Source organism: Pseudomonas sp. LFM046 (assembly GCF_000949385.2).
Lineage (GTDB): Bacteria > Pseudomonadota > Gammaproteobacteria > Pseudomonadales > Pseudomonadaceae > Metapseudomonas.
Genome location: NZ_JYKO02000001.1, coordinates 251,867 through 278,102 on the forward strand (window position 1 = coordinate 251,867; position 26,236 = coordinate 278,102).

General features: G+C 65.2%; 21 protein-coding genes. 8 read left to right on the forward strand and 13 right to left on the reverse strand.

Translation table 11 applies throughout. The features are described from left to right. Positions 1–118: 118 nt before the first annotated feature. The 5 genes from TQ98_RS01195 to choX (TQ98_RS01215) all read right to left on the reverse strand — a co-directional run bounded on the left by TQ98_RS01195 (position 119) and on the right by choX (TQ98_RS01215) (position 5,571). Positions 119–982 carry a glycine betaine ABC transporter substrate-binding protein gene (locus tag TQ98_RS01195; protein WP_044871128.1) on the reverse strand — a complete coding sequence of 288 codons (864 nt, stop codon included), beginning with the start codon at positions 980–982 and terminating at the stop codon, positions 119–121. Positions 983–1,131: 149 nt separating this feature from the next. Then, complete coding sequence (locus tag TQ98_RS01200; protein WP_044871129.1) at positions 1,132–2,076, reverse strand: choline ABC transporter substrate-binding protein; 945 nt, start codon at positions 2,074–2,076, stop codon at positions 1,132–1,134. Between the two features lie 35 nt (positions 2,077–2,111). Next, positions 2,112–2,999, reverse strand: coding sequence for a proline/glycine betaine ABC transporter permease (locus tag TQ98_RS01205; protein ID WP_044871130.1), 888 nt, complete (start codon positions 2,997–2,999; stop codon positions 2,112–2,114). Between the two features lie 2 nt (positions 3,000–3,001). Further along, complete coding sequence (locus TQ98_RS01210) at positions 3,002–4,198, reverse strand: glycine betaine/L-proline ABC transporter ATP-binding protein (protein ID WP_044871131.1); 1,197 nt, start codon at positions 4,196–4,198, stop codon at positions 3,002–3,004. Between the two features lie 416 nt (positions 4,199–4,614). Beyond that, the gene (gene choX / locus TQ98_RS01215) at positions 4,615–5,571 is read right to left on the reverse strand and encodes a choline ABC transporter substrate-binding protein (RefSeq protein ID WP_044871132.1); all 957 of its coding nucleotides are present in this window, start codon (positions 5,569–5,571) and stop codon (positions 4,615–4,617) included. A 416-nt stretch (positions 5,572–5,987) separates the two neighbouring features. Between choX (TQ98_RS01215) and TQ98_RS01220 the strand changes: the two genes are divergently transcribed. Both TQ98_RS01220 and TQ98_RS01225 read left to right on the forward strand, forming a co-directional pair. Continuing rightward, positions 5,988–7,364, forward strand: a complete 1,377-nt coding sequence (locus TQ98_RS01220; RefSeq protein ID WP_044871133.1) for an L-serine ammonia-lyase — start codon at positions 5,988–5,990, stop codon at positions 7,362–7,364. 394 nt (positions 7,365–7,758) lie between these two features. Continuing rightward, positions 7,759–8,862, forward strand: coding sequence for a GlxA family transcriptional regulator (locus TQ98_RS01225; protein WP_044871134.1), 1,104 nt, complete (start codon positions 7,759–7,761; stop codon positions 8,860–8,862). 97 nt (positions 8,863–8,959) lie between these two features. Here TQ98_RS01225 and TQ98_RS01230 read toward each other — a convergent pair whose 3' ends face one another. The 7 genes from TQ98_RS01230 to TQ98_RS01260 form a co-directional block, all read right to left on the reverse strand. Next, complete coding sequence (locus tag TQ98_RS01230; RefSeq protein ID WP_044871135.1) at positions 8,960–9,205, reverse strand: hypothetical protein; 246 nt, start codon at positions 9,203–9,205, stop codon at positions 8,960–8,962. Between the two features lie 30 nt (positions 9,206–9,235). Then, entirely contained in the window at positions 9,236–10,015 is a 780-nt protein-coding gene (locus TQ98_RS01235) for an electron transfer flavoprotein subunit beta (protein ID WP_044871136.1), read from the reverse strand. Further along, the gene (locus tag TQ98_RS01240; RefSeq protein ID WP_044871137.1) at positions 10,005–11,237 is read right to left on the reverse strand and encodes an electron transfer flavoprotein subunit alpha/FixB family protein; all 1,233 of its coding nucleotides are present in this window, start codon (positions 11,235–11,237) and stop codon (positions 10,005–10,007) included. Before TQ98_RS01240 ends, TQ98_RS01235 begins: the two co-directional genes overlap by 11 nt. Before the next feature lie 157 nt (positions 11,238–11,394). Next, positions 11,395–13,353, reverse strand: a complete 1,959-nt coding sequence (dgcB, locus tag TQ98_RS01245) for a dimethylglycine demethylation protein DgcB (protein ID WP_044871138.1) — start codon at positions 13,351–13,353, stop codon at positions 11,395–11,397. A gap of 173 nt (positions 13,354–13,526) precedes the next feature. Then, positions 13,527–15,587, reverse strand: coding sequence for a dimethylglycine demethylation protein DgcA (dgcA, locus tag TQ98_RS01250; RefSeq protein ID WP_044871139.1), 2,061 nt, complete (start codon positions 15,585–15,587; stop codon positions 13,527–13,529). A 15-nt stretch (positions 15,588–15,602) separates the two neighbouring features. Continuing rightward, positions 15,603–16,133 carry a 4-vinyl reductase gene (locus TQ98_RS01255; protein ID WP_044871140.1) on the reverse strand — a complete coding sequence of 177 codons (531 nt, stop codon included), beginning with the start codon at positions 16,131–16,133 and terminating at the stop codon, positions 15,603–15,605. Between the two features lie 191 nt (positions 16,134–16,324). Next, a complete protein-coding gene (locus tag TQ98_RS01260) occupies positions 16,325–17,302 on the reverse strand; it encodes a dipeptidase (RefSeq protein WP_044871141.1) in 978 nt (325 codons plus the stop codon). A 606-nt stretch (positions 17,303–17,908) separates the two neighbouring features. Between TQ98_RS01260 and TQ98_RS01270 the strand changes: the two genes are divergently transcribed. The 4 genes from TQ98_RS01270 to TQ98_RS01285 are packed head-to-tail and all read left to right on the forward strand — an operon-like array spanning position 17,909 to position 23,035. Continuing rightward, complete coding sequence (locus TQ98_RS01270; RefSeq protein WP_044871142.1) at positions 17,909–18,391, forward strand: formate dehydrogenase subunit gamma; 483 nt, start codon at positions 17,909–17,911, stop codon at positions 18,389–18,391. After that, complete coding sequence (locus TQ98_RS01275; RefSeq protein ID WP_044871143.1) at positions 18,385–19,944, forward strand: NADH-quinone oxidoreductase subunit NuoF; 1,560 nt, start codon at positions 18,385–18,387, stop codon at positions 19,942–19,944. The genes TQ98_RS01270 and TQ98_RS01275 overlap by 7 nt, the downstream gene beginning before the upstream one ends. After that, complete coding sequence (gene fdhF, locus TQ98_RS01280) at positions 19,941–22,817, forward strand: formate dehydrogenase subunit alpha (RefSeq protein ID WP_044871144.1); 2,877 nt, start codon at positions 19,941–19,943, stop codon at positions 22,815–22,817. The genes TQ98_RS01275 and fdhF overlap by 4 nt, the downstream gene beginning before the upstream one ends. Next, positions 22,814–23,035 carry a formate dehydrogenase subunit delta gene (locus TQ98_RS01285; RefSeq protein ID WP_044871145.1) on the forward strand — a complete coding sequence of 74 codons (222 nt, stop codon included), beginning with the start codon at positions 22,814–22,816 and terminating at the stop codon, positions 23,033–23,035. Before fdhF ends, TQ98_RS01285 begins: the two co-directional genes overlap by 4 nt. 68 nt (positions 23,036–23,103) lie before the next feature. Here TQ98_RS01285 and TQ98_RS01290 read toward each other — a convergent pair whose 3' ends face one another. Then, positions 23,104–24,072 carry a GlxA family transcriptional regulator gene (locus TQ98_RS01290; protein ID WP_044871146.1) on the reverse strand — a complete coding sequence of 323 codons (969 nt, stop codon included), beginning with the start codon at positions 24,070–24,072 and terminating at the stop codon, positions 23,104–23,106. A 217-nt stretch (positions 24,073–24,289) separates the two neighbouring features. Here TQ98_RS01290 and choX (TQ98_RS01295) point away from each other — a divergent pair, with 217 nt between their 5' ends. Further along, positions 24,290–25,228 (forward strand): choline ABC transporter substrate-binding protein, encoded by a 939-nt coding sequence (choX, locus tag TQ98_RS01295; RefSeq protein WP_044871147.1) that lies wholly within the window; start codon positions 24,290–24,292, stop codon positions 25,226–25,228. A 73-nt stretch (positions 25,229–25,301) separates the two neighbouring features. Continuing rightward, the gene (locus TQ98_RS01300) at positions 25,302–26,186 is read left to right on the forward strand and encodes a 3-keto-5-aminohexanoate cleavage protein (RefSeq protein WP_044871148.1); all 885 of its coding nucleotides are present in this window, start codon (positions 25,302–25,304) and stop codon (positions 26,184–26,186) included. Positions 26,187–26,236 lie beyond the last annotated feature (50 nt).

Genomic DNA, 26,236 nt, shown 5'->3' on the forward strand with positions numbered 1-26,236 from the left:
GTATTTGATTGATCGATCAATCGAGGGGATTGATCGAGGCGGGATTCAGGCACTGCATAAAAGCAAAACCCCCACGGGCCTTGCGGCCGGTGGGGGCTTGTTGATGCGAAGTGAAGGCTTACTTCAGCCACTCATCCACACGTTGCGGGTTCTTGGCGATCCAGTCCTTGGCGGCCGCTTCCGGCTTGGCGCCTTCGCGGATGGCCAGCATCACGGCACCCACTTCTTCGCCGCTCCAGGAGAACTTCTTCAGGAACGCGGTGGCTTCGGCGGCCTTGGCTTCCAGGCCAGGGTTGACCACGGTGTCGACGTGCTCGTCATCGCCATAGACCTTTTTCGGGTCTTCCAGGAAGCGCAGCTTCCACTTGGCAAACATCCAGTGCGGAATCCAGCCGGTCACCACGATCGGCTTCTGGGCCTTCTCGGCGCGGGTCAGGGCGGTGGCCATGGCCGGGCCGGAGCTGGGCATCAGTTTGATGTCGAGGTTGTATTGCTTGATGGCGTCCTCGGTGCGGCGCATCACGCCGGCGCCGGCGTCGATGCCGGTGATCTTGCCGTCGAAGTCCTTGCTGTACTTGCCCAGGTCTTCGATGGATTTGGCCTGCACGTAGTCAGGAACGATAAGGCCGATCTTCGCGCCTTTGTAGTTCGAGCCCAGCACCACCACCTTGTCCTTCAGCTTGGCGTAGTACTCGCCGTGGGTGGCCGGCAGCCAGGCGGAGAGGGTGGCGTCCAGGTCACCGCGGGCCACGCCCTGCCACATGATGGCCGGCTCGACGGGCTGGAGCTCTACGCCGTAGCCGAGCTTCTCCTTGAGGATCTCGCCCGCTACGTAGGTGGCGGCGACGCTGTCGTCCCAGCCGTTCACATAGCCGATTTTCAGGGTGGGTTTGTCAGCGGCGCTGGCCGTGCCCATGCCCATACCGAGGGCCAGGGCGGCGACGCCGAGGGATTGCAGACACAGGGATTTCAACTTGCGCATACGTATTGCTCCATCAGGTGGGATTGGCAGCCAACTACGTGGTCGATGGCCCGTTCTCAGGCGGGGTTCGCGACAGTGCCCCTCGCGGCCCGTTACCGGGCCACGATTGGCGAATTGCAAGGAACGGGGCTCCGCTGGAGCCCGGGGTGTTACAGGCCGATGTGTTTCTTCACGGCAGCGGCGCCGTCCTGGCCGTCATAGGTGGTAACGCCGGCCAGCCACTTGTCCAGGGCTGCCGGATTGGCCTTCAGCCAGCTCTTGGCGACCGTGACCGGGTCTTCCTTCTTGAGCACCTTCTCCATCAGCTGGCTTTCCATCTCGACATTGAACTGCAGGTTGTTCAGCAGTTTGCCGACGTTGGTGCAGCGCTGTTCGTAGTCCGGCGGCACCACGGTGTAGACCTTGGCGGCGCCGTAGTCCGGACCGAACACGTCGTCGCCACCGGCCAGGTAGGTGATGTCGAACTGAGTGTTCATCGGGTGCGGTGCCCAGCCCAGGAACACTACGGGCTCTTTCTTCTTCACCGCGCGCTGTACCTGCACCAGCATGCCGGCTTCGGACGATTCGACCATGCGGAATTCGCCCAGGCCGAACTGGTTGCCCTTGATCATCTTGTCGATCAGGAGGTTGCCGTCGTTGCCCGGCTCGATGCCGTAGATCTTGCCGCCCAGCTGGTCCTTGAACTTGGAGATGTCCTGGAAGCTCTTCAGGCCAGCGTCAGCCGCGTAGGTCGGCACCGCCAGGGTGTACTTGGCGCCTTCCAGGTTCGGCGTCGGCAGCACCTTCACGCCGTTGTCCTTGGTGAAGGGCTCGATCACCGCGTCCATGGAGGGCGCCCAGTAACCGAGGAAGACGTCGATCTGCTTGTTCTTCACGCCGGTGAAGGCGATGGGCACAGACGCCATGATCTTGCGTGGGGTGTAGCCCAGTCCCTCGGTCAGTACCATGGCCACGCCGGTGGTGGCGGCAATGTCGGCCCAGCCGATTTCGGCGAAGCGGACCTGTTTGCAGCTCTGCGGCTCCTGGGCCCAGGCACCCTGGGCCAGTGCGCAGGCCAGCAGGCCCAGTGCAGCGACTTTTTTCATTCTTTTCATTAGCGACTCCCTGACATTGAAAGATGAAGCGTTCTTTATTGCGCTTGCTGCCGCTGCAGTCGGGCACCGAGTCGGCCAAAGACGCGACCACGGGTGGCAGTCTGGCGAGTACCGAAACTTTCCGTGATTCGGTCGAGGATGATCGCCAGCAGGACCACCGCCATGCCGCTTTCGAAGCCCAGGCCGATGTCCAGGCGCTGGATACTGGCGAGCACGTCGTTACCCAGACCGCCGGCGCCGACCATCGACGCGATGATCACCATGGACAACGCCATCATGATGGTCTGGTTGACGCCCGCCATGATCGACGGCATGGCATTGGGCAGCTGCACCTTGTATAGCAGCTGCCAGCTGGTGCAGCCGAAGGATTGACCAGCTTCGACGATTTCCTTGTTCACCTGGCGGATGCCGAGGGCGGTCAGACGCACCGCCGGGGGCATGGCGAAGATCACTGTGGCGATGATGCCGGGCACGCGGCCGAGGCCGAAGAGCATGGCGGCCGGGATCAGGTAGACGAACGCCGGCATGGTCTGCATGAAGTCCAGTACCGGACGGATCACGTAGGCCACGCGCTCGCTCTTGGCCGCCCAGATGCCCAGCGGAACGCCGAGGACCAGGCTGATCAGGGTCGAGGAGAAGGTCAGGCCGAGGGTGACCACGGTCTGTTCCCAGAAGCCGGTCATCACGATGAGGATCAGTGAGACCGCGGTGAAGGCGGCGAACTTGGCGCCGATGCGCCAGAAGCCAAGCCCCACGAAGACGGCAATGATCACCCAGGCCGGCGGCCAGAGCAGGAAGCGCTCGATCAGCTCGGAGAAGCCGCTGACGACATTCCCGATGCTTTCGAAGGCGCCGCTGTAGTTTTCCAGAAGGTGCTGGACGACATCGTTGACCCAGCTACCCAGATCCAGTTTCTCGCTCATCGTCATTCTCCCCGCAGGCGGCTCAGCAGGCGGCCTTTGCTGATCGCGCCGCTATAGCGGCCACTCTGGTCGACCACCGGGATCGGCCCCTCGTTGATCACCAGGCGCTGGATGACGCTGTCCAGCGGCAGGTCCTCCGGTACCGGGTCGATGTGCTTGAGCAGGTTGTGCTCCAGGTCCACGGTGCGGCCGCCCTCTACCAGCAGAGCGATCTTCTCCAGGCTGATGGAGCCGCGGAAGGTGTTCTTCTCATCGACGATGAAGGCGTAGTGCTTGTCCATGGCCTGCAGCTTCTGGCAGACCATCTGGGCGTCAGGCGCCTTGCCGTTGTGCACGAACAGCGGAACGCTGTCGGACTTGAGCTGGCCGGCGGTGAGGTAGCGGCTGGTGTCGACCGTGTTGAAGAAGTTGCGCACGTAGTCGTTGGCCGGGTTCTCGATGATCTCCTGGGGCGTGCCCACCTGGATCAGCTTGCCGCCCTCCATGATGCCGATGCGCGAACCGATGCGCATGGCTTCCTCAATGTCGTGGGACACGAAGATGATGGTGCGGCTGTGCTTCTTCTGCAGGTCCAGCAGCACGTCCTGCATCTCGCGGCGCTTGAGCGGGTCGAGGGCCGAGAAGGCCTCGTCCATGATGATCATCGACGGGTCGACGGCCAGGGCGCGGGCCAGGCCGACGCGCTGCTGCATGCCGCCCGACAGCTCATGGGGATACTTGTGGGCGAAGCTGGCCAGGCCAACCTGCTCCAGCACTTCCATGGCGCGCTTTTCGCGTTCCTTCTTGCCCTTGCCGGCCACTTCCAGGCCGAAGGCGGCGTTGTCCAGCACGCTGCGCGACGGCATCAGGGCGAAGGACTGGAACACCATGCTCATGTCGCGGCGGCGCAAGTCGATCAGTTGCGACTTGGGCAGCTTGGCGACGTTCTGGCCGTCGATGAAGACATCGCCGGCGGTGGGTTCGATCAGACGGTTGATCAGGCGAATCAGGGTGGACTTGCCCGAACCCGACAGGCCCATCAGCACGAAGATTTCACCTTCGTTGACGCTGAAGGACACGTCGCTGACGCCAATCACGGCGCCGCGTTCAGCCAGGATCTTTTCCTTGCTCCAGCCTTGCTTGAGTAAATCGATTGCTTCTTGCGGTTGTTGCCCGAAAACCTTGTAAAGGTTTTGAACCACGATCTTTCCAGACTGCATGGGATATTTCCCCTTCAGTAGACATCCAGGTCAGCTACACGGAGCCAGAACGGACGCTCGATGACGCCCAGCCTGGTGATGCCGACTGTCTTGCCTGTGTGGATAACAATGTTTCGAGAACCTGACAGCCCTCTGGCAGTGTTACGAAACCCATTCCCTGGGCGGGTTCAGCACCTCGAACCGAGGTGCGCGTACTTCCGAAATTTCTTATTAGGCCGGCCTCTACTCGGGGGGAGACCGCCGCTTGTGTTCTTCGGTCCGGAGCGGAGTGCTCGCGGTCTGTCGGTCCACGGGAACCGACAGCGACGAAATCGGGTGACTCAACGATAAAGCCTTGAGGCCTTGGCAATTGTCGGTTTGCGACGTTCATATGTTGGGCGGCGACATGGCCTGTGGTTATCGCTGGACGCGCGGTGTCACGGCGCTTTGGTCGGGGCGAGGGTCGCTGGCAGCGGGCCGCCGTCACGTGCGGTAACACCCTGCAGCCAGGCCGCGAGGGTGTCGGGATTGGCATTCAGCCAGGCCTTGGCCTCGCGCCGGCGGTTGGTGCTCTGGTTAAGTATGGCCTCCATCAGGTGGTTCTCCATGGCCAGGCTGAATTTCAGGTTCTTCAGCAGCCGGCCAAGGTTAGGGCATTCTTGTGTCAGGCCTTTTCGCGTATTGGTGTAGACCGTGGCGCCGCCGTAGTTCGGGCCGAACCAGTCATCCCCGCCCGACAGGTAGTGCATCTGCAGCTGGTTGTTCATGGGGTGCGGTTCCCAGCCGAGGAACACCGCCCACTGGTTGAGGTGTTCGGCGCGCTTGACCTGGGACAGCATGCCGTTTTCGCTCGACTCGACGAGTTTGAAATCGCCGAGGCTGAACGCATTCCCCTTGATCATCTTCTGGATCAGCGCGTTGCCGTCGTTGCCCGGCTCGATACCGTAGATCCTGCCGCCAAGCTGCTCCTTGAACTTGGCCAGGTCGGCGAAGCTCTTCACGCCACCATCCCAGGCTGCCTGGTTCACTGCCAGGGTGTACTTGGCGCCGGTAAGGTTGGCGCCAAGGCTCTCCACCGTCCCATTGTCCAGGTAAGGGCGTATGTCGTGCTCACTGCTTGGCATCCAGTTGCCGAGAAAGACATCGACCTTGCCTTCGCTCAAGGCTTTATAGGTGTCGGTCGCCGACAGTCGTTTCACCTTGGTGATGTAGCCGAGCTCGTTCAGCACATAACGGGTGACAGCGGTGGTGACGGTGATGTCAGTCCAGCCGACATCGGAGAAGTGCACGGTGGAGCAGCGTTCGGGGTCGGGGGCGGCCAGGGCCGATTGGGTGGTGCAAACGGAGGTCGCCAGCAGCATCGCCGCCAGCAGGGGAGTAGTAGGTCGAGTCATGGAAAGGGTCCGTCCACAGCAGGTTTTATTGTCGTTCTCCGGACTCGCGTGGCTGTCGGACTGCTGCAGACCGCGCCCGCCGGGCGCCCGAATGATGCGGACCAGACACGTCGCCTGACTACCGACTGGGTCGCAGGTAGAAATGATCTGTCGCGGCTGGCATAGGGAAGCCGGTGCTCTGTCACGACGATGCTCTGTAGGGGCGAAATCATTCGCCAAGCAGGCCGAAGGTCTGCCCCTTGGAATCCAATCGGGGTCGCTTCGCAACCCTTGGCGAATGAATTCGCCCCTACAAGGACAGATCGAACCCTCCCCGACCACGACGTGTTTGGATACGAGCAAGTCGGTTCGGGAAGTCGCCGCCTCGGCGAAATGCCGATCATGTTCGCCAGTGAGATTTCTACCGGAGTTGCCCCGTGGCTATCAGCGTGTTCGACCTGTTCAAGATCGGTATCGGCCCCTCCAGCTCCCACACCGTGGGCCCAATGCGGGCGGCGGCGCTGTTCGCCACGGCGCTGCGCGAGCGTGGGCTGCTGGCACAGGTGACGCGGGTCGAGGTGCGCCTGTACGGCTCGCTGTCGGCCACCGGCGTCGGCCACGGCACCGACCGTGCCACCCTGGTGGGTCTGATGGGCGAATGGCCGGATCAGGTCGACCCGAAGCAGATCGGCCCGCGCATCGAGGCGCTCAAGGCCTCCGGCGAACTGCTGCTGGACGGCACGCACCCGGTGGCTTTCGACTGGCCGCGCGACCTGCTGCTGTTGGACGAGAACCTCCCCTACCACCCCAACGCCATGACCCTGATCGTGTTTGGCGCAGCGGGTGAACTGCACCGCGACACCTACTACTCCATCGGCGGCGGCTTCGTGGTCGACGAGGCCCAGGCCCGGGCCGGCCAGCTGGACCAGGACACCACCGTGCTGCCCTACGATTTCTCCAGCGGCGAAGAGCTGCTGCAGCTCTGTCAGCGCCACGGCCTGCGGGTCTCCGAGCTGATGCTGGCGAACGAGAAGGCCTGGCGCAGCGAGGCGGAAATCCGTGCCGGGCTGCTGAAACTGTGGGACGCCATGCAGGAGTGCGTGAGCAACGGCCTCGGCCAGGAAGGCATCCTGCCCGGCGGGCTGAATGTGCGGCGGCGCGCCGCCAAGTTGCACCGCAGCCTGCAGGAGCTGGGCAAGCCGAATGTCATCGGCAGCACCATGAGCGCGATGGAATGGGTGAACCTCTACGCCCTGGCGGTGAACGAGGAAAACGCCGCCGGCGGGCGCATGGTCACCGCGCCCACCAACGGCGCGGCGGGGATCATCCCGGCGGTGCTGCACTACTACATGCGCTTCAACCCCGAGGCCACCGACGACGACGTGGTCCACTACTTCCTCGGGGCCGCCGCCGTCGGCATCCTGTGCAAGAAGAACGCCTCGATCTCCGGCGCCGAAGTGGGCTGCCAGGGCGAGGTGGGCTCGGCCTGCGCGATGGCCGCCGCCGGCCTGGCGGAAGTGCTGGGGGCGACCCCGGCGCAGCTGGAGAACGCCGCCGAGATCGGCCTGGAGCACAACCTCGGGCTGACCTGCGACCCGGTGGGCGGGCTGGTGCAGGTGCCGTGCATCGAGCGCAACGCGATCGCCGCGGTGAAGGCGATCAACGCAGCGCAGATGGCCCTGCGCGGCGACGGCGAGCACTTCATCTCGCTGGACCGGGTGATCCGCACCATGCGCGACACCGGCGCCGACATGCACGACAAGTACAAGGAAACCTCCCGCGGAGGTCTCGCGGTCAGCGCGATCGAGTGCTGACCCGCTATTGCCCAGGATACCCGCCGCCGCACCTTCATGGTGCGGCGGCGGGCAGGGAAGGTGACCTGGCAGTCATTGTTCGAACCTTCCGTCTGTTACTGAAGGTATTGTCCGACAGAACAGGGTGACATCGGCCTATGCTGATAGTGCTACCCAGGGCCCCAGGGCGTGGTAGGTGCGCGTTCTGGCGGTCGCAATCAGAACGATTCTGTCGCTCACGCCTAGGCCAGATGGCACGGGCCTTGGATGAAATCGTACATATTTGATTGATCATACAAACAAGTTAGGCACGACCTTTGCCTAGTCTTGGTATTCCCTGGTTTTGCAGTACCAGGCCATAACAAAAAGCCTCCAAACGAGGCCTCGCTCCGTGCCTAGCCTGAGGGTTTCGCTGATGTCACAGTTCAACCAAGGGGCTCAAGCCCAGAACCGTGTTCCCCAGTCCATTGGTTTCCTGCTGTTGGACAACTTCACCCTGATCTCCCTGGCGTCTGCGGTCGAGCCGCTGCGCATGGCCAACCACCTCTCCGGCCGCGAACTCTACCGTTGGTTCACCCTCAGCCAGGATGGCCGCCCCGTCAGCGCCAGTGATGGCCTGCAGATCACCCCCGACAGCGGCCTGGATAGCGCCCCGGCGCTGGACGCCGTGATCGTCTGCGGCGGCGTTGACATCCAGCACAGCGTCAGCCGCGAGCACGTGCAGTGGCTGCAGTCACAATCCCGCCAGGGCCGTCAACTGGGCGCCGTGTGCACCGGCAGTTGGGCGCTGGCCAAGGCCGGTCTGCTCGATGGCTTCGAGTGCAGCGTGCACTGGGAGTGTCTGGCGGCCATGCAGGAAGCCTTCCCCCGCGCCAATATCAGCACCCGGCTGTTCTCCATCGACCGCAACCGCTACACCTCGTCCGGCGGCACCGCGCCGATGGACATGATGCTGCACCTGATCGCCCGCGAGCATGGCCGCGAACTGGCCGCCGCGATCTCCGAGATGTTCATCTACGAACGCATCCGCAACGAGCAGGACCACCAGCGCGTGCCGCTCAAGCACATGCTGGGCACCAACCAGCCGAAGCTGCAGGAAATCGTGGCGCTGATGGAGGCCAACCTGGAGGAGCCCATCGACCTCGACGAGCTGGCCTGCTACGTCGACGTCTCCCGTCGCCAGCTGGAGCGGCTGTTCCAGAAGTACCTGCACTGCTCGCCGTCGCGCTATTACCTCAAGCTGCGCCTGATTCGCGCCCGCCAGCTGCTGAAGCAGACTGCGATGTCGATCATCGAGGTGGCGTCGGTGTGCGGCTTCGTCTCCACCCCGCACTTCTCCAAGTGCTACCGCGAATACTTCGGCATTCCGCCGCGCGACGAGCGCGCTGGCCAGAACGCCAATGTGGTGGCCTTGATGCCGGTGCCGGATGAGTTGGTGCGTAACGCGCCTTCCACCGCTGGCGTGGCCTTGAGCCTCGCCCAGGGTGAGTCGACCTTTGCCAGTGTGAGGGTGGTGTAAGGGGCGCGCCGCGCGCGCCTTGGCGAATGAATTCGCTCCTACACCTGAAACAAAAAGGGCGCCAATGGCGCCCTTTTTCATTTCCGGGTTTCGGCGATCAGCGCGGTACCAGCGCCGGCAGCAGTGTGCGCGAAATCGCCTCACGCACATTCGGCAGCAGGGTAGCGCTGCCCCCCAGCAACTCTTCCACCAGGCGGCGCAGTGCTAGCGCGCGTTCCGGGCTGAGGCCGCTCACGGCCTGTTCGCAGGCCTGCTCGGCCGTGACACCGGGCGGGATGCTGAGCCCCAGCGCCACCAGACGCTCGCGAAAGTCTTCCTGGTCGATCAGATCGGCATGCATCATCGCGCTTTCCTCCAAATGGATGCTGCGCGGTCAGCGCAGCACTCCCTCTTCCAGCAACAGTTTGAAGATAGCTTCGGCGCCTGCCTGGGGCGAGACGTCCTTGAGCACCTGGCCGCCGCCGCCCGAGGCTTTCGCGGTGGCCGCCTTCATCCGTTCGGCGCCGGTCTTGGCCTTGATCACCTTGAGGCGCTTGGGCCGTGGCCGTGCCGGTTGAAGCTGGGCCTCGGTGAACAGTACATCCTCCACCAGCTCCACGTCTTCCGCCTCGATGCGGCCACGGCGAGCAGGGCCGAATGCGCTCTGGCGCGCCGTGGGTGCGGCATTGTCGACGCTGGCGAGGAAGGGCAGGCGCACCTTCAGCCGGCGGCGCTGGCCGCGCGGCAGCGCCTGCAGGACCTGGGCCACGCCATTGTCCACCTTCTCCACCTCAGCCAGGCCCACCACCAGCGGCCAGCCCAGGCGTTCTGCCAGCAGGTACGGCAGCATGCCGGAGCCTTCGCCGGTTTCCGCCTGGCTGCCGGTAAGCACCAGTTGGGCGCCGCATTCGCGGAGGAAGTCGCCGAGCGGAGGCAACGCATCGTCCTGCGGGCCCTGGTCGAGGACGATCAGCTCATCCAACCCCATGCCCAGGTAGGCGCGCAGGGCTTCTTCGTGCGGGTTTCCAGCATGCACCACGCGCAGACGCGAGCCGGCCAGGCGCAGGCCCAGTTCCACGGCGCGGGCGTCCTGGTCGGCGCGGCGCGCGCGGCCCGAGGTGGGGTGCGCGCCGATGGAGACCAGGCTGACGATCTTCAGTGCGTCATGCGGCATCGCGTGCCCCTCCCTGACGGTATTCGGTGGCCAGCTGGATCAGCGCGGTGAGAACGGCGGCGGAGTCTCCGATCACCGAGAGATCGGCGCGTTTGATCATGTCGCAGCCCGGGTCCATGTTCACCGCCACGACCTTGTCGCAGGCGCCGATGCCCTGCAGGTGCTGGATGGCGCCGGAGATGCCCACGGCGAGGTAGACCCGCGCGGTAACCCAGGTGCCAGTGGCGCCAACCTGACGGTTGCGCGGCATGAAGCCGTCGTCCACCGCCACGCGGGAAGCGCCTTCGGTGGCGCCGAGAGCAGCGGCGGCCTGGTGGAACAGGTCCCAGTCCTTCACGCCGTTGCCGCCGGAGAGGATGAATTCCGCCTCGGCCATGGGGATCTGCGCCGGGTCCACGGCCACCGGGCCGAGGTCCTCGATGCGCGGCAGGCTGTGGGCGATGTTCGCGGACAGCTCCAGGGCGCGGGCTTCATGACGGGTTTCGCTGACCGGCTCGGCGCATTCGGCGGCGGCCAGGATCAGGCGCGGCACGGCGCGCACCAGGTCCTCACGGCCAGCACCGGCACGGCCGGTGGCTTGTTCATTGGCCACCTGCCAGACGCGGGTGGCCGGGCGTTCGCCCAGCTTGGCGGCCAGGCGGCGGCCCAGTTCGCCACCACCGGTGCGGCTGTCGGGGAGCAGCCAGTGGCGCGGCGCCAGTTGGCTTTCCACAGCACTCAGCGCCAGTACGCGGGCTTCCGGCGAGTAACCGTCGAATTCACCGCCATCGATACGCACGATGCGGTCCACACCGGCGGTATCGAAGGCGGATTCCTTGTCTTCGCCGAACAGCACGACGACCACCGCACCGTCGTTGCCGGCCAGCTTGTTGGCCAGGCCGAGCAGGTCCTTGTCGTGGCTGGAAAGACGGCCGCCGACCATGTCCGGCACCACGCAGATGTGGAAGGCCGGCTGCTCGACAACATGCAGCGGCAGCTGCACCACTTCGGTCGCGGTGCTGCGCTTGCCGGCAGTGCCCTGTTGGGCGCCACTACGGTCGATTCGTTTGAGGCCATTGGGGCCGATGAAACCGGCCGCAGCGGCATGGGGGTTCTTGCGGATGAGCCCGTTGGGGCCCATCCAGCTCGTCTGCCCCTGGGTCTGCATGGCGGCATGCAGCGGGTGCAGGCGGTTGCGGGCGATCCACTCGGCGCGCGGGTCGCGGCGGATGATGTCGCTCATAGGGCTATCTCCAGGGCTGCACGGATAGCTCCCTCTCCCTCTGGGAGAGGGTTGGGGTGAGGGAGGGTGGGCGTTCTGCGGAGGCCTGAGGCTTCCCTCACCCCCGGCCCCTCTCCCGGAGGGAGAGGGGAGAAAAGCAAGCGGAGAGCGGCGTTCATCACGCCACCTCCACGGCAGCTTTAGCCGCCGACGGCTTTTTTACTTCCACGGGCACCTCGATCAGCACATCCGCCACCAGTTCGGCGATGTCCTTGATCTCGGGGCGCGGGGCCACCACGCCTTCCAGCATTGCGGTGCACTGCGGGCAACCCACGGCCACCAGCTCGGCGCCGGTTTCCTTGATGTCCACCATGCGCATATCAGGAATTCGCTGCTTGCCGGGGATGTCGGTGATCGGCGCGCCGCCGCCACCGCCGCAGCAACGGGAGCGGAAGCCCGAGCGCTGCATTTCCTTCACCTCGATACCGATGGCCTTGAGCACGGCGCGCGGGGCTTCGTACTCGCCGTTGTAGCGGCCCAGGTAGCAGGGATCGTGGTAGGTCACGCTGCCGCCCTTGTGCTGGCCGAGGCTGAGGCTGCCACGCTGTACCAGTTCATTGATGAAGGTGCTGTGGTGCAGGACCTCGTAGTGGCCGCCCAGGGCGCCGTATTCGTTCTTCAGCACGTGGAAGCTGTGGGGGTCGCAGCTGACGATGCGCTTGAACTGGTACTGCTTCAGGGTGGCGATGTTGCGCTTGGCCAGTTGCTGGAAGGTGGCCTCGTCACCCAGGCGACGGGCCACGTCACCGCTGTCGCGTTCTTCCAGGCCGAGCACGGCGAAGTCGACGTTGGCGGCCTTCAGCACCTTCACGAAAGCGCGCAGGGTGCGCTGGTTACGCATGTCGAAGGCACCATCACCGACCCAGAACAGCACGTCGGCCTGCTTCTTCTCGCTCATCAGCGGCAGGTTCAGGTCCGCCGCCCAGTTCAGACGCCCGCCGGGGGCGAAGCCGCCAGGGTTGTCCGTGGCGATCAGGTTTTCCAGCACCTCGGCACCCTTGTTCGGGGTAGCACCCTTTTCCAGGGTGAGGTGGCGGCGCATGTCGACGATCGCGTCGACGTGCTCGATCATCATCGGGCACTCCTCGACGCAGGCCCGGCAGGTGGTGCAGGACCAGAGGGTGTCCGCTTCCACCAGGCCCTTGCCGCCCTGGACCACGATGGGTTGGTGCGGGCCGCCGCCGTGTTCACCCAGCGGGATGCCCGGGTAGGGACTGCCGGCGAACTTGGCGTCGTCGCCACCGGCCAGGCCGATGACCATGTCCTGGATCAGCTTCTTCGGGTTCAGCGGCTGGCCGGCGGCGAAGGCCGGGCACACCGCCTCGCACTTGCCGCACTGCACGCAGGCGTCGAAGCCGAGCAACTGGTTCCAGGTGAAATCGGTGGGCTTTTCCACGCCCAGCGGGGCGTTCGGATCAGCCAGGTCCAGCGCTTTGAGGCCGGTGGAGCGGCCGCCGCCGAAGCGCTCGGCGCGGCGGTGCCAGGCCAGGTGCAGGGCACCGGCGAAGGCGTGCTTCATCGGGCCGCCCCAGGTCATGCCGAGGAACAGCTCGGACACGCCCCAGGCCACGCCAATGGCCAGAAGGCCGGCGACGAACCAGCCGCCGAAGCCTTCCGGCAGGACGCCGGCCACCGGCAGGGTGGCGATGAAGAAGCTCACCGAGAACATCAGCAGGCTCTTCGGCAGGCGCATCCACGGACCCTTCGACAGGCGCGACGGCGGATCGAGGCGGCGCTTGGCGACGAACAGGGCGCCGACGAACATCAGCACCGTGGCCGCCAGCAGGGCGAAGCCGAGGATTCGGCTTTGCAGGCCGAAGCCGTGCACGACGATCGCCAGCACTGCGGAGAGGACGAAGCCACCGGCGGTGGCCACGTGGGTCTTGGACATGTACTTGTCGCGTTCGACCACGTGGTGGAGGTCCACCAGGTAGCGACGCGGCATCTTCATGAGGCCGCCGATCCAGTCGACTTTCGACGGACGGCCCCGGCGCCACATGAAGAAGCGCTTCGCAGCGCCCAGCACGGCCAGTGCCAGGGCGGCGAAGAGCAGGATCGGGAGAAGGGTGTTCAGCATTCTAGTTGGTCTCCTTGCAGGGACCGAAAGGGGTGCTCCGAACCAGTCCCCTCGCCCCCTTGGGGGAGAGGGTTAGGGAGAGGGGGATGCCTGGAGCATAGAAGCTGTCGGCTTGCCCTCTCCCCCCGCCCTCTCCCGCAAGCGGGAGAGGGGGCCTTCCGTGCGGGCTTGGGTTAGAAGTCCTTGCACAGACGCAGCGCGTCGTAGATCGCCGCGTGGGTGTTGCGCTGGGCCACGCAGTCGCCGATGCGGAACAGCAGGTAGCCGCTACCGGACTCGCTGAGGCAGGGCTGCGGCTTGATCGCGAACAGCGCCTCCACATCGATCTGACCCTTGTTGCGCGAACCATCCTTGAGTGCGTAGTACAGACCTTCGTCCGGGCGTACGCCGTTCTCGATGACGATCTGGTCGACCACACGCTCTTCCTTGGCGCCGGTGTATTCGTTCTCCAGCACCGCCACCACCTTGTCACCCTCGCGGTAGACCTTTTCCAGCATCAGGTCGCCGGTCATGATCACTTCTTTCGGGTAGATGCTGCGGTAGTAGGTCGGGAAGGTCGTGCCGCCCATGGCGATGCCCGGCTTGATGTCGTCAGTGACGATTTCCACCTGGGCGCCTTTCTCGGCGAGGTAGTCCGCCGCCGACATGCCGCCGAACTCGCAGATGGTGTCGTACACCAGGACGTTCTTGCCCGGCGCCACGGTGCCGTTGAGGATGTCCCAGCTGCTCACCACCAGGCCTTCTGCCGCGCCCCAGTGCTCGTTCTGCTCCAGGTAGGGATGACCACCGTTGGCCAGCACGACGATGTCCGGCTTGAGGTCGAGGATGGTGTCCACGTCCGCCCCGGTGCCCAGGCGCAGGTCGATGCCCAGGCGCGCCAGCTCCAGTTGATACCAGCGAGTGATACCGGCGATCTGGTCACGCTGCGGTGCCTTGGAGGCAATGGTGATCTGGCCGCCGAGCTGGTCCTTCTTCTCGAACAGGGTCACGTCGTGGCCGCGCTCGGCTGCCACGCGGGCTGCTTCCATACCGGCCGGGCCACCGCCGACGACGACGACCTTGCGCTTCACGCCGGTGGTCTTCTCGATGATGTGCGGCACGCCCATGTATTCACGGGAGGTCGCGGCGTTCTGGATGCAGAGTACGTCCAGGCCCTGGTACTGGCGGTCGATGCAGTAGTTGGCGCCGACGCACTGCTTGATCTGGTCGACCTGGCCCATCTTGATCTTGGCGATCAGGTGCGGGTCGGCGATGTGGGCGCGGGTCATGCCCACCATGTCCACGTAGCCGCCTTCCAGGATACGGGTGGCCTGGTTCGGGTCCTTGATGTTCTGCGCGTGCAGAACCGGCACGTTGACCACTTCCTTGATGCCGGCCGCCAGGTGCAGGAAGGGCTCCGGCGGGTAGCTCATGTTGGGGATCACGTTGGCCAGGGTGTTGTGGGTGTCGCAACCCGAGCCGACGACGCCGATGAAGTCGATCATGCCGGTGTCGCTGTAATACTTGGCGATCTGCTTCATGTCCTCGTGGGACAGGCCGTCCGGGTGGAATTCGTCACCGCAGATACGCATGCCGACGCAGAAATCGTCGCCGACCTCCTTGCGCACGGCCTTGAGCACTTCCAGGCCGAACTTCATGCGGCCTTCGAAGGTGCCGCCCCACTCGTCGGTACGCTTGTTGACGCGCGGGCTCCAGAACTGGTCGATCATGTGCTGGTGCACGGCGGACAGCTCGACGCCGTCCAGGCCGCCTTCCTTCGCCCGGCGCGCGGCCTGGGCGTAGTTGCCGATCACACGCCAGATCTCTTCCACCTCGATGGTCTTGCAGGTGGCGCGGTGCACGGGCTCGCGGATGCCCGACGGCGACATCAGGGTCGGCCAGTTGAAGCCGTCCCAACGGGAGCGACGGCCCATGTGGGTAATCTGGATCATGATCTTGGCGCCGTGCTTGTGCATGGCGTCGGCCAGGTTCTGGAAGTGCGGGATGATGCGGTCGGTGGACAGGTTCACCGAGCTCCACCACTCCTGCGGGCTGTCGATGGCGACCACCGACGAACCACCGCAGATGGCCAGGCCGATGCCGCCCTTGGCCTTCTCTTCGTAGTACTTCACGTAGCGATCGGTGGTCATGCCGCCGTCGGTCGCATAGACCTCGGCGTGGGCAGTGGACAGCACACGGTTGCGGATAGTGAGTTTGCCGATCTGGATCGGCTGGAACATAGCTTCGAATGCCATTTCCCGGGCCTCGCCTTAAAGGGGTTTGACGATGAACAGGCCGTCGTCGTGGCCTTCTTCCGAACCGCTGTACACCTGTTCGGCGACGGTGCGGATGCTGCTGCCACGGGCCTGGAGAATCTGGTCCATGGCGCCGGCGAACCAGCCGGTGAACATGTAGTCGACCTTGCGACCCACCTTGCCGTACACGTAGACGAAGGCGGAGTGCTTCAGGCGGACTTCAGCGGTGCCCTTGTCCAGGTCGATGGATTCGATCTGGAACAGGCCCCAGCCGCGCTGGGACAGACGCTTCATGTAGTGCTCGAACACCGCCACACCTTCCAGGCCGTGGCATTCGGCTTCCTTCTCGCACCAGTGCCAGGCGGACTTGTAGCCGGCCTTGTAGAGGATCTCGGCGTAGCGCTCCGGGCCCAGTTCGGCTTCGATGCCCATGTGGTTGTTCACGAAGAAGTGACGGGGCACGTAGAGCATCGGCAGGGCGTCGGTGGTCCAGACACCGGTTTCGCTGTCGACTTCGATGGGCAGTTCGGGGGCGTGTTTGGCCATGTTGATTTAGCTCCGGAATTCGATATGCAAGGTGCGCTGGGCTTGCGTAGGTCGGTGCTGAGCTTGCGAAGCCCAACATCCGGCTCGCAGAGCCGGCCAGCGGTGTTATGGGTTACTTCGTGGGGAGCGCTGCGCACTCCTCGTTGGGCCTCATTCCTCGGCGCCAACCTACGTGGCGCCAAGTGGCGGGATCACTCGCCCCAGACGTCTTTCAGTACGCGGACCCAGTTCTCGCCCATGACCTTGCGCACCACGCGCTCGGGCATGCCGCGCTTGAGCAGGGTCTCGGTGAGGTTGGGGAACTCGCCCACGGTGCGGATGCCCAGCGGGTTCACGATCTTCCCGAAGTTGGTCAGGCGGCGGGCGTACCCCTTGTCGTGGGTCAGCCACTCGAAGAATTCCTTGCCATGGCCCTGGGTGAAGTCGGTACCGATGCCGATGGCGTCCTCGCCAACGATGTTCATCACGTACTCGATGGCTTCGGCGTAGTCGTCGATGGTGGAATCGATGCCCTTGGCCAGGAACGGGGCGAACATGGTCACGCCGACGAAACCGCCGTGATCGGCGATGAACTTCAGTTCTTCGTCGGACTTGTTGCGCGGGTGTTCTTTCAGGCCGGACGGCAGGCAGTGGGAGTAGCAGACCGGCTTTTTGGATTCGAGGATGACTTCCTCGGAGGTCTTGGAGCCGACGTGGGACAGGTCGCACATGACGCCGACGCGGTTCATCTCGGCGACGATCTCACGACCGAAGCCGGACAGGCCGCCGTCGCGCTCGTAGCAGCCGGTGCCCACCAGGTTCTGGGTGTTGTAGCACATCTGCACGATGCCCACGCCCAGCTGCTTGAAGACCTCGACATAGCCAATCTGGTCCTCGAACGCATGGGCGTTCTGGAAGCCATAGAGGATGCCGGTCTTGCCCAGTTCCTTGGCCTTGCGGATGTCGGCGGTGGTACGCACCGGGATCACCAGGTCACTGTTTTCGCGGATCAGCTTGTTACTGGCGGTGATGTTGTTGACCGTCGCCTGGAAGCCCTCCCAGACGGACACGGTGCAGTTGGCTGCGGTCAGGCCGCCTTTGCGCATGTCCTCGAAGAGTTCGCGGTTCCATTTGGCGATGATCAGACCGTCGATGACGATGCTGTCGGCGTGCAGTTCGGCTGGGCTCATCAGGCTGTCCCCTGTTATGCATGCGCCGAATCTTCTGCCGGCGCTTTGGGGGGAGCATATCCCTGGGGAATTCGGCGCTATCGCGCAAAAGCGACCGGGGTATTGCCGAAAGCGTCAAGCCGGTCGCGAATGGGCAAGACGGGTTCGGAACTGCCGTTTTCGTGGAGCGTACGAGCCCTTGCGGGGGCGATTTCAATCGCCAAGCGGGCCGCAGGTCCGCCCTGCGGGCCCGAGTGGGTCAGCTGCGCTGACCTTGGCGAATGAATTCGTCCCCACAGGGTTCCCCGCGCCGTCTGAGCGAACCGCAGGTCCGTCGCTTGCCAGCTCCTTGGACGAACCGCCTATAAAGAAGGAACCAGAGCCCGAATCCCCGTCTGGTCGGCCAAGGTCGGTTTCAGGATGCGAATGGTCGCTGGGGTGAAATTCCCGAACGGCGGGGATGGCAAGCTCCCCGAATGCCCCGGATACGCGCGCGAAGACGCCCCGCCGGGGCGCAAGGACGGCCGCCCGAAGGACCACGCTTCCGTGACGTGGCAGGTGAGCCGCAGCCGACGACTTCCGGATGACCCGCACAGGCTTGTTGTCCGTGATGCTGAGGAACGCTGTATGTCTGATGAGACGCTTTACCTGCCTCTGATTCACAGCGTGCTGGAAAGAGAGAAGGGCACCCCCGGTGCCCTGCTGCCGATCCTCCACGCCATCCAGGAGGATGCCGGGTACATTCCCGACATCGCCATCCCCGAGATCGCCCATGCCCTCAACCTCAGCCTGGCCGAGGTACGCGGGGTGATCAGCTTCTACCACGACTTCCGCACCACGCCGCCGGCACGCCATACCCTGCGCCTGTGCCGCGCCGAGTCCTGCCAGAGCATGGGCGCCGAGCGCCTGGCCGCGCAGCTGCGTGAACAGCTGGAGCTGGACGACCACGGCACCAGTGCCGACGGGCAGATCAGCCTGCGGCCGGTCTATTGCCTGGGCGCCTGCGCCTGCTCGCCGGCCTTGGAACTGGATGGCCGCCTGCACGCGCGACTGACCCCTGAGCGCCTGAGCGCGCTGGTGAAGGGCTGCCTGGAGGACGGTTCATGCTGAAGCTGTGCATCCCCTGCGACTCCGTCGCCCGCGCTGTCGGCGCCGACGACCTGGCCCTGGCGCTTGCCCGTGAGGCCGATCGGCGGAGCCTGCCGCTGGAAATCAAACGCACCAGCTCCCGAGGCCTTTACTGGCTGGAGCCGCTGGTGGAACTGGACAGCGCTGAAGGCCGCCTTGGCTTCGGTCCGCTGGGCGTTGAAGACGTCCCTTCTCTGCTGGACGCCCTCGCCGGCGATGCCGGCAGCCACCCCCTGGCCCTGGGGCCGGTGGAGGACATTCCTTACCTGAAGAGCCAGCAGCGCCTGCTCTTCGCCCGCGCCGGCATTACCCGGCCGCTGTCGCTGGACGACTATCGCGCCCACGGCGGTTTCGAAGGGCTGACCCGCGCCATCGGCCTGAGCGGTGATGACATCGCCACCGCGGTGCTGGATTCCGGCCTGCGTGGCCGGGGTGGCGCCGCCTTCCCGGCCGGCATCAAGTGGCGCACCGTGCGGGGAGCCGTCGCCGAGCAGAAGTACGTGGTCTGCAACGCCGACGAAGGCGACTCCGGCACCTTCGCCGACCGCATGCTGATGGAAGGAGACCCCTTCCTGCTGATCGAGGGCATGGCCATCGCCGGCCTCGCCGTCGGCGCGACCATGGGCTACATCTACGTGCGTTCCGAATACCCGCAATCGGTGGAGGCCCTGCGTGCCGCCATCGAGATCGCCCGTGAGGCCGGCTATCTCGGCGCCAACGTCGGCGGCAGCGGTCGGGCTTTCAACCTCGAAGTCCGCGTCGGTGCCGGCGCCTATATCTGCGGCGAGGAAACCGCGCTGCTGGATTCCCTCGAAGGCAAGCGCGGCGTGGTTCGCGCCAAGCCGCCGCTGCCGGCGCTGCAAGGTCTGTTCGGCCAGCCGACGCTGGTGCACAACGTGCTCACCCTGGCCTCGGTGCCGGTCATCCTGGCCCGTGGCGCGCAGTTCTACCGTGATTTCGGCATGGGCCGTTCGCTGGGCACCATGCCCTTCCAGCTCGCCGGCAACATCCGCCATGGCGGGCTGGTGGAGCGCGCCTTCGGCCTGACCCTGCGGGAATTGGTGGAAGGCTATGGCGGCGGCACCGCCAGTGGCCGGCCGCTCAAGGCCGCCCAGGTAGGTGGGCCGCTGGGTGCCTGGGTGCCCCCTGCGCAGTTCGATACGCCGCTGGATTACGAGGCCTTCGCCGCCATGGGCGCGATGCTCGGCCACGGTGGTGTGGTGGTGGCTGACGATACCCTCGACATGGCCCACATGGCGCGCTTCGCGCTGCAATTCTGCGCCGAGGAATCCTGCGGCAAGTGCACGCCGTGCCGCATCGGCTCCACCCGTGGCGTGGAAGTGGTTGACCGCCTGCTGGCGGCCCCTGACGCCAAGGCGCGGGACGAGCAGGTGATTCTGCTCAAGGACCTCTGCGACACCCTGACCTACGGCTCGCTCTGCGCCCTGGGCGGCATGACCGCCTACCCAGTGACCAGCGCGCTCAAGCATTTCCCCGCCGACTTCGGTCTGGAGACCTCGGAGGCTGACCAATGATCAACATCTTCGACCCCGCCAGCGACATCGATCTCGGCACGCCGGCTCGCGAGAGCGAGGTGCAGGTCAGCCTGACCATCGACGGCCGCGAGATCACCGTGCCGGCGGGTACGTCCGTCATGCGCGCCGCCGCACTGCTCGGCACCACCATTCCCAAGCTCTGCGCCACCGACAGCCTGGAGGCCTTCGGCTCCTGCCGCATGTGCCTGGTGGAGATCGATGGCATGCGCGGCTACCCGGCATCCTGCACCACGCCGGTGGCCGAGGGCATGACGGTCCACACCCAGACGCCCAAGCTGGCCACCCTGCGGCGCAACGTCATGGAGCTGTACATCTCCGACCACCCGCTGGACTGCCTGACCTGCTCGGCCAACGGCAATTGCGAGCTGCAGACCGTCGCCGGCCAGGTGGGCCTGCGCGAAGTGCGCTACGGCTACGACGGCGCCAACCACCTGGATGAGCAGAAGGACGTCTCCAACCCTTATTTCGACTACGACCCGAGCAAGTGCATCGTCTGCAACCGCTGCGTACGTGCCTGCGAGGAAACCCAGGGCACCTTCGCCCTGACCATCAGCGGTCGCGGCTTCGAGTCCCGCGTGGCAGCGGCTGGTGGCGAGAATTTCCTCGACTCGGAATGCGTTTCCTGCGGCGCCTGCGTGCAGGCCTGCCCCACCGCCACCCTGATGGAAAAGAGCGTGGTGGAGATGGGCCAGCCGGAGCGCAGCGTAATCACCACCTGCGCCTATTGCGGCGTGGGCTGCTCCTTCCGCGCGGAAATGAAGGGCGACCAGCTGGTGCGCATGGTCCCGGACAAGAACGGCCAGGCCAACCACGGCCACTCCTGCGTGAAGGGCCGTTTCGCCTGGGGCTACGCCACGCACCCGGACCGCATCACCAAGCCGATGATCCGCAAACACATCGACGATCCCTGGCAGGAAGTCAGTTGGGATGAGGCGGTGACCTACGCGGCCAGCGAATTCCGCCGCATCCAGCTCAAGTACGGGCGTGACTCCATCGGCGGCATCACCTCCAGCCGCTGCACCAACGAAGAAACCTACCTGGTGCAGAAGCTGGTGCGTGCGGGCTTCGGCAACAACAACGTCGACACCTGTGCGCGGGTCTGCCATTCGCCGACCGGCTACGGCCTCAAGCAAACCCTGGGCGAGTCCGCGGGCACCCAGAGCTTCGACTCGGTGATGCAGGCCGACGTGGTGCTGGTGATCGGCGCCAACCCCACCGACGCGCACCCGGTGTTCGGCTCCCAGCTCAAGCGCCGCCTGCGCGAGGGCGCGCGGCTGATCGTCATCGACCCGCGCCGCATCGACCTGGTGGATTCGCCCCACGCCCGCGCCGAGCTGCACCTGGCGCTGCGTCCGGGGACCAACGTGGCGATGCTCAACGCACTGGCCCACGTCATCGTCACCGAAGGCCTGGTCAACCAGCCGTTCGTCGATGCCCGCTGCGAAGCGGCGGACTTCGCCCGCTGGCGCGACTTTGTCAGCCTGCCGGAAAACTCCCCCGAGGCCATGGGGCCGATCTGCGGCGTGTCGCCCGACGACATCCGCGCCGCCGCACGGCTCTATGCCACCGGCGGCAACGCGGCCATCTATTACGGCCTGGGCGTTACCGAACACAGTCAGGGCAGCACCTCGGTCATGGGCATCGCCAACCTCGCCATGGCCACCGGCAACATCGGCCGCGAGGGTGTTGGCGTGAACCCGCTGCGTGGGCAGAACAACGTGCAGGGCTCCTGCGACATGGGCTCCTTCCCCCACGAGCTGCCGGGCTACCGCCACGTCTCCAACGACGCGGTGCGCCACCAGTTCGAACAGGCCTGGGGCGTGACCCTGCAGCCTGATCCGGGCCTGCGCATCCCCAACATGTTCGAGGCGGCGCTCGGCGGCACCTTCAAGGCGCTCTACTGTCAGGGAGAGGACATCGCTCAGAGCGACCCGAATACCCAGCACGTCACCGCGGCCCTGTCGGCCATGGAGTGCGTGGTGGTGCAGGACATCTTCCTCAACGAGACTGCCAAGTTCGCCCACGTTTTCCTGCCGGGCAGCTCCTTCCTGGAGAAGGACGGCACCTTCACCAACGCCGAGCGGCGCATCTCCCGCGTGCGCAAGGTGATGGACCCGCTGGGCGGCAAGGCCGACTGGGAGGCAACCCAGCTGCTGGCCAACGCCCTGGGCTACAAGATGGACTACCGGCACCCGTCCGAGATCATGGACGAGATCGCCAGCCTGACTCCGACCTTCACCCGCGTCAGCTACGCCGAGCTGGACCGCCACGGCAGCCTGCAGTGGCCTTGCAACGACGCGTCGCCGGATGGCACACCGACCATGCACATCGAGGAATTCGTGCGCGGCAAGGGGCGCTTCATGCTCACCGGCTATGTGCCCACCGATGAGAAGGTCAACAGCCGCTATCCGCTGCTGCTGACCACCGGGCGCATCCTCAGCCAGTACAACGTCGGTGCCCAGACTCGGCGTACCGACAACGTCGCCTGGCACGAGGAGGACCGCCTGGAAATCCACCCGACCGACGCGGAAAGCCGTGGCATCTCCGAAGGCGACTGGGTGGGCGTGGGCAGCCGCGCCGGGCAGACGGTGCTGCGGGCCAAGGTCAGCGAGCGGGTGGCGCCGGGTGTGGTGTACACCACCTTCCACTTCCCCGAATCGGGCGCCAACGTGATCACCACCGACAACTCCGACTGGGCCACCAACTGCCCGGAATACAAGGTCACGGCGGTGGAGGTCTCGCGGGTTTACCACCCCTCCGAATGGCAGAAACGTTATCAGCAGTTCAGTGACGAACAGCGGCGCTTGCTCAAGGAACGCCGCAGAACGGAAAAAGCCGAGGTACGTCGATGAGCACCGAAAACCTGATCAAGATGGCCAACCAGATCGCCCAGTTCTTCTCCACGGAACCGGACAAGGACCAGGCCGTGCGCGGCGTGCGCCAGCACCTGCAAAGCTTCTGGACCCCCGCCATGCGCATTGAGCTCATGGCCTGGCAAGTGGAACAACACGGCGCCGCCCTGCACCCGCTGGTGCAGGAGGCGCTGGCGGAACAGGGGAGGGTGGTTTAGCCGCCCTTGCCGGACGGAATACTTGTAGGGGCGAATGAATTCGCCCCTACAACGGATCTCGCCTCCTTTCAGCCGGTGCTGCGGTGGGGTTCCTGATCCGGATGCTCATGCCGGTCCTGACTCGGGCAGGTGCTGAAGCGTGTGCGGTAGGCGCGGGAGAAGTAGGACGAGGACTCGAACCCGCAGGCCAGGCCCACTTCCAGCACGCTCATGTCGGTCTGGCGCAACAGCTGGCGGGCTTTGTCCAGGCGCAGGCCGAGGTAGAAGTTCGACGGCGTTTCCTTCAGGTGCAGGCGGAACAGCCGCTCCAGCTGGCGCGGAGTGACGCTGACCAGCTCGGCCAGCTCCTGTGAGCTCAGCGGTGTTTCGCTGTGCCGCTCCATCTCTCCAATCACCTGCACCAGCTTCTTGTTGTGCACATTGAAGCGGCTGGCGATCTGCATGCGCTGGTGGTCCTGGCGGGTGCGGATGCGCCCCACCACGAACTGCTCCGACACCTGCAGCGCCAGGGCTTCGCCATGGCTCTGGCCGATCAGGGTGAGCATCAGGTCGAGGCTGGCGGTGCCGCCGGCGCTGGTGATGCGCCGGCCGTCGATCTCGAAGAGTTCCTGGGTGACGCTGAGCCCCGGAAAACGTTCCTGGAAGGCCTCGATGGCTTCCCAGTGCAGGGTCAGGCGCTGGCGGGAAAAGAGTTCCGCTTCGGCCAGCACGAAGCTGCCGGTGTCGATGCCGCCCAGCAGCAGCCCGTCGCGTTCGGCGCGGTTGAGCCAGTGGGACAGGCGCGGGCCGAATTCGGCCAGGGGATCGAAGCCGGCCACCACGAACAGGCAATCTCCCTCGGGCGGCGCATCCAGTCCGCCATCCACGTTCAGCGACATGCCGTTGCTACCCTGTACCGAGCCACCATCCAGGCTCAGCAGCCGCCAGCGGTAGAGCTCGCCGCGAAACCGGTTGGCCACCCGCAGGGGTTCCACCGCCGACATCAGTCCGATCATGGAAAAGCCCGGCAGCAGGAGGAAGCTGAAGGTCTGGGACATGGCCGCGTTCCGCGAGAGGGATAAGGCACTAAAAAGCAGTGCGCCCGCGAGTGCAAGAAAGTGGTCGTTCCTGTTCAACAGGTGGTCGTTTTAGTTCGAATCGACGGATTCTGCGCTGCGTAATTTGTGTCCATCGGGTTGTAGTGGCGCCCGAAAACGGAAGGAGCCCCGGCTCCTGAAAACAAGTACAAACCGTTTGGCCGCAAGGGGAGCATCAATGAAAGGTCTCACCGCATTCGCTGGTTGCTGTGTGTTCGCTCTGTCCAGTACCGCCGCACTCGCCGCCGAAGACGCCAGTTGCCAGAAGATCCGCGTAGGCGTGGTCGGCTGGACCGACGTCGTCGCCACCACCGCCGTCGCCAACGAACTGCTCGGCAGCCTGGGCTACCAGACCACCCAGACCCAGGCATCGCAGCAGATCATTTTCGCCGGCATCCAGAAGAAACAGATCGACGTCTTCCTCGGCTACTGGAAGCCGATCATGGACGACAACATCAAACCCTTCCTCGAATCCAAGTCGGTGAAGGTGGCCGCCGAACCGTCGCTGAATGACGCCATCGCCGTGCTCGCCGTACCCACCTACGCCGCCGATCAGGGCCTGCGCACCTTCGCCGATATCGCGAAGTTCAAGGACCAGTTGGACGGCAAGATCTACGGCATCGAATCCGGTTCCGGCGCCAACACCGCGATCCAGAAGATGATCGACACCAACCAGTTCGGCCTGGCCGGCTTCAAGCTGATCGAGTCCAGCGAGGCGGCCATGCTCACTGCGGTCAAGCGCGCGGTGAAGAACAACAAGCCGGTGGTGTTCTTCGGCTGGAAGCCGCACCCGATGAACATCCAGATGCCCATCACCTACCTCACCGGCAGTGACGACGTGTTCGGCCCCAACGACGGTGCCGCCACGGTTTCCACCGTCACCGCGCCGGATTTCGCCCAGCGCTGCCCCAACGCCGATCGCCTGCTGACCAACCTGCGCTTTACCAGCGACCAGGAGGCCCAGCTGATGCAGCCGATCATGGACCGCAAGGACCCGGCCAAGGTCGCCCGCGAATGGCTCAAGGCCAACCCGGAAGTGGTCAAGGGCTGGCTCGCCGGGGTCACCACATTCGACGGCAAGAACGGCGTCGACAGCGCTTTCGCCTCGCTCAAGTGATTCAAAGCAACGTCCGGTGCGCGGGGTTGCCCGCGCACGGTTTCCGATCGCCTCGCAGAAGGATGAAACAACCGTGAACTACGAAGTCATCGTCACCTGTGCCGTCACCGGCGCCGGCGATACCGTCGGCAAGCACCCGGCCATTCCCGTCACCCCGAAGGAAATCGCCGCCGCGGCCATCGAAGCGGCCAAGGCGGGCGCCACCGTCGCCCACTGCCATGTCCGCGACCCGAAGACCGGCAAGCCCAGCCGCGATGTGGCGCTGTACCGCGAAGTGGTGGAGCGCATCCGCGAGAGCGACACCGACGTCATCATCAACCTGACTGCCGGCATGGGCGGTGACCTGGAGATCGGCAAGGGCGAGCAGCCCCTGGAGTTCGGCACCGGCACCGACCTGGTCGGGCCGCTGGAGCGCCTGGCCCATGTGGAGGAACTGCTGCCGGAAATCTGCACGCTGGACTGCGGCACCCTGAACTTCGGCGACGGTGATTTCATCTACGTCTCCACCCCGGCCCAACTGCGTGCCGGCGCCAAGCGCATCACCGAACTGGGCGTGAAGGCCGAGCTGGAAATCTTCGACACCGGTCACCTCTGGTTCGCCAAGCAGTTGCTCAAGGAGGGGCTGCTGGAGGACCCGCTGATCCAGCTCTGCCTGGGCATCCCGTGGGGCGCCCCGGCCGACACCACCACCATGAAGGCCATGGCGGACAACCTGCCGCCGGGCGTGACCTGGGCGGGCTTCGGCATCGGCCGCATGCAGATGCCCATGGTGGCCCAGGCGATGCTGCTGGGTGGCAACGTGCGGGTAGGCCTGGAGGACAACATCTGGCTGGACCGCGGCGTGCACGCCAGCAACGGCCAGTTGGTGGAGCGGGCCATCGAGATCATCGAGCGCCTCGGCGGCCGCGCCCTGACCCCGGCCGAGGGCCGGGAAAAGATGAAGCTCAAGCGCCGCTGATTTCCTCCCCTCTCCCACCGGGAGAGGGGCCAGGGGTGAGGGAGGCCGGA